Origin of the sequence: Caulobacter sp. D5, from assembly GCF_003185805.1 — a bacterium.
GTDB lineage: Bacteria > Pseudomonadota > Alphaproteobacteria > Caulobacterales > Caulobacteraceae > Caulobacter.
In genome coordinates this window covers 16,152-29,900 of record NZ_QHJY01000059.1, presented here as the reverse complement: position 1 = coordinate 29,900, position 13,749 = coordinate 16,152, and the positions used below count along the sequence as shown (strand labels likewise).

At 67.7% G+C, this 13,749-nt stretch carries 13 protein-coding genes; 10 read left to right on the top strand and 3 right to left on the bottom strand.

What is annotated here, in order from left to right:
- Positions 1-102 precede the first annotated feature (102 nt).
- From DMC18_RS04785 to DMC18_RS04775, 3 genes are all read left to right on the top strand, one after another.
- Positions 103-690: a bifunctional 2-polyprenyl-6-hydroxyphenol methylase/3-demethylubiquinol 3-O-methyltransferase UbiG gene (locus DMC18_RS04785; protein ID WP_110117596.1), complete on the top strand. Its 588-nt coding sequence runs from the start codon at positions 103-105 to the stop codon at positions 688-690.
- 196 nt (positions 691-886) lie between these two features.
- Positions 887-2,938, top strand: coding sequence for a serine hydrolase (locus DMC18_RS04780; protein ID WP_199228270.1), 2,052 nt, complete (start codon positions 887-889; stop codon positions 2,936-2,938).
- Between the two features lie 384 nt (positions 2,939-3,322).
- Positions 3,323-3,871 (top strand): LamG domain-containing protein, encoded by a 549-nt coding sequence (locus DMC18_RS04775; RefSeq protein ID WP_233245111.1) that lies wholly within the window; start codon positions 3,323-3,325, stop codon positions 3,869-3,871.
- Between the two features lie 425 nt (positions 3,872-4,296).
- Here the strand turns inward: DMC18_RS04775 and DMC18_RS25900 are convergent, their stop codons facing one another.
- Positions 4,297-4,446, bottom strand: coding sequence for a hypothetical protein (locus DMC18_RS25900; RefSeq protein WP_158285861.1), 150 nt, complete (start codon positions 4,444-4,446; stop codon positions 4,297-4,299).
- A 487-nt stretch (positions 4,447-4,933) separates the two neighbouring features.
- Between DMC18_RS25900 and DMC18_RS25585 the strand changes: the two genes are divergently transcribed.
- Positions 4,934-5,119, top strand: a complete 186-nt coding sequence (locus DMC18_RS25585; RefSeq protein ID WP_146217973.1) for a hypothetical protein — start codon at positions 4,934-4,936, stop codon at positions 5,117-5,119.
- 16 nt (positions 5,120-5,135) lie between these two features.
- Here the strand turns inward: DMC18_RS25585 and DMC18_RS04770 are convergent, their stop codons facing one another.
- Positions 5,136-5,357 carry a hypothetical protein gene (locus DMC18_RS04770; RefSeq protein ID WP_110117593.1) on the bottom strand — a complete coding sequence of 74 codons (222 nt, stop codon included), beginning with the start codon at positions 5,355-5,357 and terminating at the stop codon, positions 5,136-5,138.
- A 63-nt stretch (positions 5,358-5,420) separates the two neighbouring features.
- On the bottom strand, positions 5,421-5,582 hold the full coding sequence (locus tag DMC18_RS25895) for a hypothetical protein (RefSeq protein WP_158285860.1): 162 nt from the start codon (positions 5,580-5,582) through the stop codon (positions 5,421-5,423).
- Positions 5,583-5,971: 389 nt separating this feature from the next.
- Here DMC18_RS25895 and DMC18_RS04765 point away from each other — a divergent pair, with 389 nt between their 5' ends.
- The 6 genes from DMC18_RS04765 to DMC18_RS04745 all read left to right on the top strand — a co-directional run bounded on the left by DMC18_RS04765 (position 5,972) and on the right by DMC18_RS04745 (position 13,747).
- Positions 5,972-6,367, top strand: a complete 396-nt coding sequence (locus tag DMC18_RS04765) for an SDR family oxidoreductase (protein WP_110117592.1) — start codon at positions 5,972-5,974, stop codon at positions 6,365-6,367.
- Between the two features lie 141 nt (positions 6,368-6,508).
- A complete protein-coding gene (locus tag DMC18_RS04760; protein ID WP_110117591.1) occupies positions 6,509-7,198 on the top strand; it encodes a 4'-phosphopantetheinyl transferase in 690 nt (229 codons plus the stop codon).
- A 240-nt stretch (positions 7,199-7,438) separates the two neighbouring features.
- The gene (locus DMC18_RS04755) at positions 7,439-11,311 is read left to right on the top strand and encodes an amino acid adenylation domain-containing protein (RefSeq protein ID WP_199228269.1); all 3,873 of its coding nucleotides are present in this window, start codon (positions 7,439-7,441) and stop codon (positions 11,309-11,311) included.
- 2 nt (positions 11,312-11,313) lie between these two features.
- Positions 11,314-11,547: a tautomerase family protein gene (locus DMC18_RS26505; RefSeq protein ID WP_199228267.1), complete on the top strand. Its 234-nt coding sequence runs from the start codon at positions 11,314-11,316 to the stop codon at positions 11,545-11,547.
- Positions 11,548-11,558: 11 nt separating this feature from the next.
- Positions 11,559-12,539 (top strand): pseudouridine-5'-phosphate glycosidase, encoded by a 981-nt coding sequence (locus DMC18_RS04750; RefSeq protein WP_199228265.1) that lies wholly within the window; start codon positions 11,559-11,561, stop codon positions 12,537-12,539.
- The gene (locus tag DMC18_RS04745) at positions 12,536-13,747 is read left to right on the top strand and encodes a questin oxidase family protein (RefSeq protein WP_110117590.1); all 1,212 of its coding nucleotides are present in this window, start codon (positions 12,536-12,538) and stop codon (positions 13,745-13,747) included. Before DMC18_RS04750 ends, DMC18_RS04745 begins: the two co-directional genes overlap by 4 nt.
- Positions 13,748-13,749 lie beyond the last annotated feature (2 nt).

Below are 13,749 nucleotides of genomic sequence, written 5' to 3'. Positions count from 1 at the left end.
GGCAGGACCGCGGACGGAGCCTCCGTCATCTCCACGACGAGCGTTGGAGGCTGCGCGCCTCGGCTCCGATGGGCTCACCTTTCAACCGCGCCGATGTGACCCATGCCCATCGATCCTTCCCACGGCTGGAACGCCGTCGCGCAGAGGTTCATGCAAATGCGATCGCCCATCGGCGCCGACACCGTGCGCCGATGGGCTAAACAGCTGCCGCCGGGCAGTGAGGTCCTGGACGTGGGCTGCGGCTCTGGAGTTCCGATTTCCGCCGCGCTTGTCGAAGACGGCTTTCGGATATTCGGCGTCGACGCCTCTCCCCTTATGATCGCGGAATTTCGCCGTCGATTTCCTTTCGCCGAGGTCGCCTGTGAACCCGTGGAGACGAGCGGCCTGTTCCAGCGAAAATTCGATGGCGCGGTCGCGATCGGACTGCTGTTTCTGTTGCCAGCCGAAGATCAGCGCCAGGTGATCGACCGCGTGGCGCGGACACTGGAGCCTGGCGGCCGCTTTCTGTTCAGCGCCCCGCGCCAAGCTTGCGAATGGTCGGACACGCTGACGGCGCGTCCCTCGCTGTCGCTGGGCGAGGCGGAATATCGACACTTGCTGGACCAGGCAGGTTTGGCCCTGTCGGGCCATTTTATAGACGAGGGCGGCAACGACTATTTCGACGCGGTCGCGCCACTGCAGAACACGTAGGCTTGAGGACGCGCCAGCGATGGGTTGCGGGCAACGCCCCTGCCCCGCACCTCTACCTTTCAGGCTTGTAACTTGATTGCCCATCGCCGGCTGACACAGCTTCCTGTCCAGCCCGATCTAAGACCGGGCCCACCAGCGGGCCTGGCCCGAGCGTTCAGCAACCCCTGACATTGAGGCCATTGTGCGCCACTCTCCAATGGCTCTGCCTGCCAGCCCAAGCTTCGGCAAGCGTCGCACCCGATGGCGTGAAATGGCCTTTGTCGCAGCCCTAGGCGTCATCGCCACTGCGCCCGGCCTCGCCCGGGCTCTTCCCTCTCCGAATACGATCGCCGCCTCTGTGATGGCGGCCGACACGCCACTCAAAACCTTGAACGGGACAGGCCTGGTCGCGCCGCGAGGATGGTCCGTCCAAAAAGCCGCCGGCGTGATCCGTCTGGACGCGCCCGAGAGCGGCTCCTCGATCCTGGTCTTCGATACGACCGGCGGTGAGGCCGACGCGGCGGTGGCCGCCGCCTGGGCGGCCTATCGTCCTGCCGCCGCGCCAGCCTTGGCGGGCGCGAAGGATCGCCCTGTTCGCGACGGCTGGGATCAGATCCGCGTCTACAACTACCGGGCGCCGGCCGGACAAGCGCGCACGATCTGGGTCCGGGCGCTGCGCAACGGCGACCAATGGACGGTGGTGCTCCACGACATGACCGATGAGGTGCTCGAAAAGCGCGATTCCCAGGTTGAGGTTATCCTCGGCAAGCTGCTGCCCGCTGGCTACGCGCGCGAGTCTTTTGCTGGGCGACCGGCCCACAAGATCGATGCGACCCGCTTGGCGGCCCTGAAGAACCTGATCGAAACCGCGCGCGCCGAGCTCGACATTCCCGGCGTCGGCTTCGGGCTGATCCAGGACGACAAGATCCTGTTCGAAGGCGGCTTTGGCGTGCGCGAACTGGGCAAGCCCGAGAACGTCGACGCCGACACCGCCTTCATGATCGGCTCGAACGGCAAAGCCCTGACAACCCTGATGCTGGCCAAGCTGGTCGAGCAAGGCAAGATGGATTGGGACACCCCAGTCTCTTCGCTTTGGCCGGCCTTTCGCCTGGGCGACACGGCCACGACGGCCAAGGTGCGCGTCAAGCATCTGGTCTGCGCCTGCACGGGCCTGCCGCGCCAAGACCTGCCGTGGATCTTCCAGGGCGACCAGGCCCAGGCGTCAACCGTCCTCACTTGGCTGTCGACCATGCAGCCGACCAGCGGCTTTGGCGACCTCTACCAATACTCCAATCTGCTGGCGGCTTCGGGCGGCTATCTGGGCGCCCACGTGCGCGAGCCCGATCGCGAGCTCGGCGCGGCCTATGATGCGGCCATGCAGGCGCTGGTGTTCGATCCGCTGGGCATGTCACGCACCACCTTCGACTACGCCAAGGCGCTGGCGGGCAACCATGCCGCACCGCACGCCCTCGACATTGATGGCCGCCAGCAGGTCGCCGTAATGGGCCTCAACGCCGCCGGCATTCCATCGCGTCCGGACGGTGGCGAGTGGAGCACGACGCGGGACATGTTGCGTTACGTGCGCATGGAACTGGCCAAGGGGCGGTTGCCGAACGGCGAGCGCTATATCGCCGAGGGCCCGCTGCTGGCGCGCCGAACCCCTCAGGTCACCGAAGGCAGCGACGAATATTACGGTATGGGCCTGAAGATCGACCGCATTTGGGGCGTGCCGGTCATTCACCACGGCGGCACGCAGTATGGCTATCGCGCCGACATGATCTGGCTGCCCAATCAAGGCGTCGGCGCGGTCATTCTGACCAACGCTGACTCTGGCACGGCGCTGCGTTCGGCGTTTCGGCGAAGACTGCTGGAGGTGTTGTTCGACGGCGAACCTAGGGCGGCGGCCGATCTGGCCAACTACGGAAAGACCTTCAGGGCCAGCCGCGGCGAAGGCCGCAGGACCCTGACCGCGCCCGCCGACCGCGCGATCGTCAACGGGCTCGCGGGGCGTTACGCCAACGCCGACCTGGGCGATCTTGTCGTCCGGCGCGAGGGCGATAAGACGGTGTTCGACTTCGGCGGCTGGGCTAGCGAAGTCGCCAGCCACAAGAATGACGACGGCGGCATCGCCCTGGTGACAATTACGCCGGGCGCCGACGGCTATGAATTCGAAGTCGCCGACACTTCCGAAGGACGAGGTCTGATTATACGCGAGGCGCCCAGCGCGTACCGGTTCGTGGAGAAGCGCGAGGACGAAAACGGCCATTAGCCTCCACTATACGCCGTCATCGAGTTGGCGGACGAGGCAAGGCAGCGCCATTTGCCTACATGTAGACCGCGACGGGCCGAATGAGCAGGGGTGCAGCCATCGAGCCTGAGGGCGGACAATGATGAAGCCGTTTCTCATCGACTCCTGGTCGGGTTCACCCCCGCCAAGCATGGCCTTGATCCGGCCATGCGCGACGATGAAGGTGGTTTCGTCCACCACCAAGAGTGTCCAATGTCCGGCAACGCTCAGACCCGTCGGGCCGCGATCGGCTGCTCCGCGATCTCGATAGCCTCAGCCAATTCCCTGGCCGCGCTAGCCGCACCACGCGTCGTCGGTGGGACGGGGCTGGAGACCGGAGCGATCCGGGCCATTGGCGTTGACACGATGCGGACGAACTATAGGAACCGTCTGGCCCTATGCGCCACGGCGTTGGAGAACGTCCCAGAACTGGACCGGCTGGTGGTGCTCGACACGCCCACGTTCGGCGACGGCGTCATCGAAGCCTGGATAAGCGGCTCCCCGAGCGCCACAGCCAGCGCCACGGCGCGAGGCTTCGTGGGCGTCGCTTTCCGGGTGCGCGACGGGGCCAAGCTGGAGGCCATCTATCTGCGTCCAACCAACGGCCGGGCCGACGACCAGTTACGCCGCAACCATGCCGTCCAGTATATCTCGCACCCCGACCATCCCTGGGAGCGGCTGCGCGCCGAAGCCCCGTCCAAGTACGAGACCTATGTCGATCTCGAACCTGGGCGTTGGACGCACGTTCGGATTGTGGTGGCGGGCTCCAAGGCTCGGCTGCATGTCGACGGCGCCAAGCAGCCGACCCTGATCGTCGGCGACCTCAAGCACGGCGCCGACGCCAAGGGCGCAGTGGCGCTCTGGATCGGCCCAGGCACGCTGGCTCATTTCAGCGGCGTGCGGGTCATGTCCTAGGGGTTTGATGAAGCGGCAGTATTAGGCGCCCTCTTTGGGGGCTTCTCGCTTCCGACGGTTTATACCGGGCGATGGAAGGAAGACTTAAAAGCTTGCGGCAGCAAGGACACGGGCGGCGTGGTGATACTTCCCGGCAGTATCACCTCTATGGGGCGAGCGGGGTGGTTCATGCGCCTCGGGAGACTCCAAGGAGGCCTCTGCCAAAGTTGATTTCACTGGGCGCTGGCGTACGCGGAGCGAGGCTGGCGACGGTTGAAGGTCAGGTTTGCGACCGTCTGCCACCGCTCGCATTCTGAGATTTCCTTCTAAATCACCCTTAGTACCGGTGGGATCAGGAAGATGGCGGATAGCGCCCAGGCGGTATCGTAGAGCGCCGGCGGCGCGCACGGCAGAAATCTCGATGCTAATCGAGCTGAACATGCACATTAAGAATGCTCTTTCTCCCACACGCCGCCAAAGCGGATCGAGCGCAGTTTGACGATCTGGTCACCGCCGATGCCGGCGACCGGGATGGTCAAGTCCATGGCCTTGGCCAGAGCCCAGACGCCGACGTCGCATGGCGTGACGGCGATCATGATTGGGAATGAGGAGACGCTAGAAAATTTCTAGCGCCGGATGTCCCTTTTTGTGCGGAGCAAGAGAGGCGGCGCCGTCTAACGGTTGTCAGCCTATCCTACACCAGCGCGGCTTGCGCTTAACTTTCACAAGACCCGATCCGGCGCTACATATGCCTGCCCTATGGCATCGTCCGCCAGACCCGGGGCTGCACGCCGGCTGACCCGGCCGACCCGTTCGAACTGATCTTGACCGCTTCCAAGCCGCTCAGTGTCCTGGGCGGTCACTGGCAAAGAGCCTAGCCGGCCCCGAGCAACCTGCCCCGAACGCCATGCACCAGGATATCTCGCAGCCTCATTGCAACGGTCGCCTGGCGGCCGCGCGAACTTGTTCTGCTAGATCGTCTGCCCCCGACGCGCGCCTGGTCGTCCTTGGCCGCCGGCTGTTCGCCTGATCCATCGGCGGAGCGCTAGACCGCGCTTGGGCGTTCCCTGGTCAGGAGGCCCTATGACCGATCCGACGCCCGCGATCCCCGATCCCCCGGCCGGTGCGCCGCCGCTGGAAATCCCGCCTGGCTCGCCAGGTCCCGAATACAACGATCCGGTGATCCCGTTCGAGGATCCGGCGCCTCTCCCACCAACGCCCGCGCCTGATGACGGCCGCCCCTACGACACACCGCCTCGACCAGTGTGATCCAGCAGGCGTTGATCTACCACGCGGTCCAGGGCCTGACCGCCGCCACCATTGCCGCAAAGCCCACGCCATAGGCGAGGAACGGCACGTAAGGCGGGGCCGCTGGCGCGAGCCATTGGCATAGGGCCACGAGCACAAGGCTCGGCATCAAGGCGGCCGCCAGGCAAAGCAGCCACATCATCGGCGCGACCGCCCAGTCGGGCAGCCGGCTCACGTCCTCGTCGTCGTACCAGCCCATTGCGCCACCTCAGCCTATCAGCGTAAAATGCCACCTATCCGAGAAAGCGGAAAGGCCCAGCGCTCAATCCGCGCCGTTGCCTGGATCATCGGCCGTGGGATCGTGGGTGGCTTCGGTCTTCTTGTTGGGATCGAGCGCGGGATGCGGCGGGGCTTCCAAGCCGCCCGGCTGGACCGTCGCGGGCGTATCTTTCGCCGGAGCCGTCGTGGGGGTTTCGTCGGTCATAAAAATCTCTTGGTCAGAGACAACCCGCGACGGCTGGCCAGGCTCCCAGGCAAGGCCTCAGGTGACGATTACCCGGGTAGGCGCCTCCGTCAGGTCCTCGTACTCGCCGATCTCCAAGCCCTGGGCGGCGACCGCAGCCCGGCGCCTTCCCGCAAGCGATAGGCGCAGCTCTGCCTCACACGCGCCAAAGCCCGCGGCCATTGACCATCGATCCAAGGCATGAAACCCAGCTTCTACAATCAACAATATCACTTATAGTAGACATCGTTTCACAACCTGTTCTGCTTGCTCCAATCCCAGCTATTGGACTTGTTTCAACAACTTCGGGCTGATCACGCCGCCCCTACCCGCCCCGGCTCTCCGTTCGACAAAAACCAAGGCTCTTCCTAATTCAATCCCTGGCCCCGATCCTGGCCTCGCCAGCCTCGGTGATCCTGTGCGGCTCGGTCAGCGCCCGAATCGGCCTGCCGCAATCCAGTGTGTATGCCGCAAGTAAGGCTGGTCTGGTCTCCCTGGCGCGCACCCTTTCTGGCGAACTCGACGGCCGAGGCGTGCGGGTCAACAGCCTCAGCCCAGGACCCACGCAGACGCCGGCACTGGCCAAGCTCGGACTCGAGAAGGTCGCCGAAGCAGCACTGAAGGCCGAGATCGCGGCTCTTGTGCCGATCGGGCGGATGGGAACGCCCCGCGAGCTGGCTGATGCCGCTGTCTTCCTAGCCTCGGACGAGTCTTCGTTCGTTTGGGGAACCGATCTCCTGGTCGATGGTGGCGTGGGAAATCTCTAAGGGCCGGACGCGCGAGATCGCCTAGGCGCCAACCGGGCCGGCCAGATTACGATCGCGCCGCCTCAACCTCCCTATCAGCCCTGCTCATTGGACCGGCCTGCGCTGCCAGACGATGGTGGCCGGAGCCCCTTCCAGTTCGGATTGGTCAAGCTGATCGGCGCGGAACAAGCCATCCTGGCGCAAGCGGCGGAGACGGTTCTCCGGGACCTTTTCCCCGCGGCCGTCGCGGTCGCGACACGGTCGCGCGACGCGATCGGCGCCGAAGATTTACAGGCCGCGCGCCGGCGCGATCGCCAGTTGGGCCGCCTTTGCGCTGCGGACGCTCTATTCGAACTGGGAGCGCCTGCGACCATGCCGTCGCACAGCTCGCCTCCCTCGTGGCCAGAAGGCCTGACGGGCAGCATCAGCCATTGCCAGACCCTGTGCTGCGCCGTCGCGGCCCGCTCAGGCGACCTCTGCGCCCTCGGGGTCGACGTCGAGGCCGCCGTTCCACTCGTAGAAGGCGTCGAACTCGTTTGCGGCGAGATCGAACTGGCGCACTTCGCTGCCTTGCCCGGCCCCACGGCGGGGAACTGGCCGCTGCTGGCCTTCTCGGCCAAGGAAGCCGCCTACAAGTGCCAGTACGCGCTGACCGGGCAACTGCTGGATTTCCGCGACTTCGAGATCGACTTCGACCTGATCACGCCAGGCGGGGGCCGTTTCGCACTGCGGCGGACACGCGCCCTGCCTATTCCCGCAGGCCTCGAGCTGAGGATCGAGGGGCGCTGGGCGGCGGATCGCTCGCATGTCTACACCGCCGCTTGGGTCAAGCGGTCGACGCTTCAGGGGTAACAATTTCGGACCCGCTCGTCTGAAGTGCTCGGATGCACGCGCCGTTGCCGCACCGCAAAAGCCGGTATACCCAAATAGAAAATCTGACGAATACGCGCCCAAGCCACGAGCGCGATCGACGGATCAAAAACTATTCATCGAATTCGGGACGCATGTCGCAGAACGACTTGGCGCGATCGCCTCCGCACAACTGAAAGCGGAGCCTGACGAGGCGCGCCAGTAGCATTGAGCAAGGTGATCATGACCATCTTCGCCGCCGCCTCCATTACCGCCTCCGTCGGCGCCGCCCCGCGGGAAACCCTGGCCGCGCTCCTGCTGGACAGGGCCGATACCGATCCCACCGCCGTCGCCGTGGTCGAGGGCGAAACACGCCTGACGACCGGCGACCTTGTCGAACGAGCCAGCCGCGTGGCCGCCCAACTGATCGCCGCCGGCGCCGCCAGCGATGCAGTCATTGGCCTATTCGCCGAACCCTCGGCCGCGCTGATCACCGGCGTCTGGGGGATCGTGTTGTCGGGCGGGGCCTATCTGCCTCTGGCTCCGGACTATCCCGAAGAGCGCCTGCGCCTGATGATCGAGGACAGTCGCCTGCGGATCGTACTGTGCCAGGCCCGCTTCGCCGCCACGGTCGAAGCCTTCGCCCCACCCGGCGCCACGATCGTCGTCATCGAGGAAGCCCTCGCCGTCGGAGGCGAAGAGACGCCGCGGCGAGCGCTAGCGCTGTCGGGCGCCCGCGATCTGGCCTACGTCATCTACACCTCCGGCAGCACCGGCCGGCCCAAGGGGGTGATGATCGAACAGGCCAGCATAGTCGGGCAGCTGCGCTGGCTGGCGCGCGAGCATGGCCTGGGTCCGGGCCAGACGCTCCTGCAGAAGACCCCGATCAGCTTCGACGCCGGCCAATGGGAGTTGCTGGCCCCGGCCCTAGGCGTCACCGTCGTGACCGCCCCGCCCGGCGCCCATCGCGATCCGGACCTGCTGATCGACCTCGTCGTACGACATCGCATCACCCTGTTGCAGGTGGTGCCCACCTTGCTTCGAGCCCTGGTCGAGACCGAGCGCCTCCCCCTGGCCCGGACGCTGGCGCGCCTGTTCAGCGGCGGCGAGGCGCTGTCGAACGCCCTGGCCCGCGCCGCGCTGGACGCCCTGCCCTGGTCCAGCCTGACCAACCTCTACGGTCCGACCGAGTGCACCATCAACAGCTCCAGCTGGCGCGTCGAGCGCGGCGCCGTGGGCGATCCGGCCGCGGCGGTGAGCATCGGCCGCCCCGCCGCCGACACGACCTACCATGTGCTCGACGCCGATCGCCGGCCGGTGGCGGACGGCGCTGTCGGCGAGCTGTGGATCGGCGGCGCCCAGCTGGCGCGCGGCTACCTGCATCGACCTGACCTGACCGCCGACCGCTTCATCCCCGACCCGTTCCGCCCCGAGGCTCCCGACGCCCGGCTCTACCGCACCGGCGACCTCGTCTTCGCCACGCCCGACGGCGCGGCGCAGTTCGTTGGCCGGGCCGACGACCAGGTGAAGATCCGCGGCTTCCGCATCGAACTGGACGAGGTGCGCCTGGCCGTCGAGGCCCACGACTGGGTCAAGACCGCCGCCGTCGTCGCCCAGGAGGATGCGCGCGGCGACAGAAACCTCATCGCCTATATCGAGCTGAGCCCGCGCGAGGCGGCGCTGATGGACCAGGGCCGGGCCGGCGCCCACCACCAATCCAAGGCCAGCCGCCTGCAGGTGCGCGCGCAGCTCTCCAATTCCGGCCTCAAGCAGGGCGCCGAGCTGGCCGGCCTGGCCGCCGTCGACCTGCCCGGGCTTGAACCGACACCTGCCCAGCGACGCCGCGCCTTCGCCCGTAAGACCTTCCGTTTCTTCGAGGGCGGCCCCACGCGCTTGGCCGACGTCCAGGCCCTGCTCGCGGTCGCCCCCGTCCGGGCCCTGCCCCGCGCGCCCGAGCGCCTGTCGCTCGACGAGCTGGGCGCCCTGCTGCGGGAGTTTGGCCAACACCAGAGCCCCGAACGGCTGCTGCCCAAATACGCCTACGCCTCGCCCGGCGCGCTCTACGCCGTGCAGCTGCACCTCGAAGTCGTCGGCCTGCCGGGCCTCGCCGACGGGACCTACTACTATCATCCGGTCCATCACCGGCTGACCCGGATCGCCAACGCCGCTTCGGCAATTCCAGGCGTCACCCTGCATCTGGTCGGCCGCCGCCCGGCGATCTCGGCGGTCTATCGCAGCAACGTCCAGGAGGTGCTGGAATTTGAGGCCGGCCACATGCTGGGCCTGTTCGACCAGGTCCTGGGCGAGCGCGGCCTGGCGATCGGCACGCCGATCGAGCACGGCCCTCTCGCCGCCGCCCTGACCGGCCGCGAAGGCGACGTCTATCTGGGGGCCTTCCCGGTCTCGCCGCTGGGCGCGGCCGCCCCGACGCCGCACCTGGCCGCCCATGTCCAGTCGCTGGACGGACGGCTCGAAGGCCTGCCCCCCGGCCAACACAAGCTGAACGCCGACGGGACGCTCGTCCACGTCGCCGACGGCCACATTGAGCGCAAGCATGTCATCGCCATCAACCAGCAGGTCTACGACCGGGCCAGCTTCGGCCTGACCCTGACGAGCGACAATCCGCAAGCCTGGCTGCGATACATCGAGCTTGGCCGTTGGTTGCAGCGCCTGCAGCACAACGGCCTATCCCTGGGTCTGATGTCGTCGGGCTATTCGTCGAAGTCCGGCGAAGACCTGCCCTCGGCCCGGCGCATCACCGCGGTGCTGGGGCGTGAGGTCGGGGCCTCGTACTTCTGCGTCGGCGGCCGCCTGTCCCAGGACCAGATCGACAGCGAAGGGATGAACGAGGACGCCGTCCACATGCAGGGGCCGGCCGAACTGATCGCGGCCGACCTGCGACGGACCCTGCCGTCCTACATGGCCCCCAGCCGGCTGGTGATCCTCGACGCCCTGCCGCTGACAGCAAACGGCAAGGTCGACCGCAAGGCGCTGGAGGCCCGCCGCGACCTGCTGGGCGAGAGCAACGCCCGCGCTCACGTGGCGCCGCGCACCAAGGCCGAAGAGACCATCGAGGCGCTGTGGCGCGCCGCCCTCAAGCTGGACCAGGTTTCGGTGGAGGACGACTTCTTCGCCTTGGGCGGCAACTCGCTGACCGCCGTCTCCCTGATCCACCGGATCAACGCCGCACTGGGCGCGACGCTGAAACTGCAGGCGCTGTTCGAAGCCGCGACCATCGCCGCCCTGGCGCGCAAGGTCGAGGCGGGCGAGACGCAGCAAGCCTCGCGAGCAGCCCCGCTTCGGGCCCATGGAACCGGCCGTCCGGTATTCTGCTGGCCGGGCCTGGGCGGCTATCCGATGAACTTGCGCGCGCTGGCCAAGGGCCTGGGCGGCGAGCGCCCGGTGTTTGGGCTACAGGCGCTGGGAATCAACGCCGGCGAGACCCCGCACGGCGACATCCAGGCCATGGCCGCCGCCGACATCGAAGTGATCCGCAAGCTCCAGCCCGAGGGCCCCTACACCCTCTGGGGCTATTCCTTCGGCGCGCGCTTGGCCTTCGAGACCGCCCATCAACTGGAACAGGCGGGCCAAACGGTCGACGCCCTGCACCTGATCGCGCCGGGCTCGCCCAGGCTCGACCTGCCCGCGACGCCCGCCGGTCCGCGCTACGACAACCCCGCCTATTCGGCGATCCTGTTCTCGGTCTATGCCGGGGCGCTGGATCATCCGGACCTGGAGGCCTGGCGCCAGCAGGTCCGCGACGATGCCAGCCTTGCGGCCTTCGTCTCGGCGCGCTTTGGCCTCGACGCCGAACTGGCCGTGCGCATCGCCGCCATCGTCCGGGCGACCTATCAGTTCCGCTACAGCTTCGAGGAGTTGCAACACCGCCAGATCAAGGCGCCCGTCACCCTCTTCAAGGCCAGGGGCGACGACTACGCCTTCATCGAAGGCGCGCGCGGCTACAGCGTCGCCCCGCCCAGGGTGATCGAGCTCGACATCGACCACTACGCCCTGCTCAAGCCCGCCGGCGTCGAGGACCTGGCCCGCGCCCTGGCCGCTCCCGTCCGTCTTTCCCCTAGCGCCATCGCCCCCAGCACCGTCATCGAGACCGCCTGATCATGCCCCACGTCAACATCAAGTACTTCCCCCGCGATCTGACGCCCGAGGCCCGCCAGACCCTGGTCGAGGGCCTGCTCGACCTGATCACCAAGACCTTCGACGTCAGCGAGACCACGGTCTCGATCGCCCTCGAACCGGTGACGCCCGAGACCTGGCGCGATCGGGTGGTGGTTCCCGAACTGCTCGACCGGGCCGGCCTGCTGGTGCGCCGCCCTGGCTACGACTTCGCCTGAAGGAGGACGGCTTGCCCCAGATCGATCCCAATCGCCTGGCCGAACGGCTGGTGCTGGCGCCCGAGGTCCGCGCCGCGCTCGCCGCCGGCCGCCCCGTCGTGGCGCTGGAATCCAACGTCATCACCCACGGCCTGGCCTATCCCGACAATGTGGAAACCGCCCTGGCGGTCGAGGCGGCAGTACGGGCCGGCGGCGCCGTCCCGGCCACGATCGCCATCGAGGACGGCCGCCTCCTGGTAGGCCTGGACCGGGAGGCGATCGAACGTTTCGCCACCGAGCCCGGTATCCCTAAGGTCTCGAGCCGCGACCTGCCCTTCGCCCTGGCGCGCGGCGGCAAGGGCGCGACCACGGTCGCCTCGTCCCTGGCCATCGCTGAGCTCGCCGGCATCGCCGTCTTCGCCTCGGCGGGCATCGGAGGCGTGCACCGCGGCGCGGCCCAGAGCTGGGACGTCTCGGCCGATCTGGTGCAGTTCACCCGCTCCAAGGTCGCCGTGGTCTGCGCCGGCGCCAAGACCATCCTCGACCTTGGCCTGACTGCCGAGGTGCTAGAGACGCAAGGCGTGCCGCTGGTCACCTACGGCTTTGACGAGCTGCCGGCCTTCTATTGCCGCTCCAGCGGCGTGCCCAGCCCCCAGCGCCTGGACGATCTTTCGACCATCGCCCGGGCCATCGACCTGCACTGGGCCCTGGGCGGAACCGGCGGCGTGCTCGTCGCCGCCCCAATCCCGGAGGCCGAGGCCCTGGACGGCGAAGCGATCGAGACCGCCGTGGCCGAAGCCGTCGCCAGCGCCGAGGCCGAAGGGATCAACGGCGCTGGACTGACCAAACGGCTGATGCGCGCGGTCGACGCGGCCACCGACGGCCGCGCCTCCAAGGCCAATGCGGCCGTCCTGGTCCACACCGCCCATCTCGGCGGCAAGCTGGCCGCGGCCTATGCGGCGCTGAGCGCGGCTCAGCCTCGAGCGGCCGTTCAGGGGGAGCTCGTCCGATGAGCGGGAACATCGTTGAAACCCTGCTGGCCGATCGCGCCTATCACATCGAGTTCAATGGCCATCTCACCAACCACGCCAAGCATGCGGTCGTGGCCCTGGCCGGCCTTGGATCCCCGCCCCACGAGATCCTCGCCTACTATGAAAACTACGCCCAGCTGACGACCTACGGCTACGGGCTGGAGCCGGCCCGAACCTCCGACCTGGTAGTGACGCGCGAGACCTGGCGCGATTTTCTGGGCAAGCGGCGGGGTTACTCAGCGCTCTGCGCCTTCTTCGACGCCGAGGAACGGCGGCTGGGCCTAGACGGCGTCGTCGCGCTCTATGGTCCGCACCTGCTGACGGGGTGGATCGGCGCCTTCACCCACGCCACCATCCACCTGGGTTGGGGATTGGACGCCGGCAGCCGCTGGATGGCGATCGAGGGGCTGGCCTACCTGATCTTCACCCACGTCCCGGTCCATGCCGAGCGCGCCGCGGCGCACCCGGCCGCCGCTGAGGACGCCTCCCCGCAAGGCAGCCTGCTGCGCATCGCCCGGGCCTGGCATGCCGATCCGGCGTCGGCGCAACGGCTCCAGGCGGCCCAGGCCGACACGCGCTCCCCCGATGCCCAGGCGATCCATCCGGAGCTGGCCCGCTCAGGCCTGCAATACCGCATCGCCCGTAGCGCCGCCCACGGCCACCCGCTGCTCTACGCACTACCGCCATGGGCGACGGGCGACGGCCGGAGCCAGGCGCCGCAAGCCGAGGACTGGGAGGCGCTGTTCGAAGCGGTCACCCTGCTCTACCTCGCCTTCCCCGGAGACTTCGTCGTCCTGCACCTCATCACCGCCCTGCATGCGGTCGAGACCATCGCATCGCGACTATCCCCGGCCGACGCCCGCGCCGCCTATCAGGGCTACTGGGTCGGGGCCCTGGCCATCGCCCTGGGCGAAAAGCTCGTTCCCAAGCCTAGCAAGCTGGAGGCCCTGGCCGCCGCCCTGCCCGGTCGCGACGAGGTCGACAGCCCCGAGCGGGCCGACGACTGGCGGGCGATCGTCGCGCGGGCGGTGCTGGAGGAGGAGGAGCACAACCCCAAGCTCGCCTACGTCCTGCAGAAGCTGTGGCGGCGATCGGGTGGACGCGCGCTCTACCGCATCGCCGCGGCCCAGTTCACCAAGACCCCGCTCCTGCCCCAAAGCTTCGAACAGCCGGCCGACAACGAGGCCTGAAG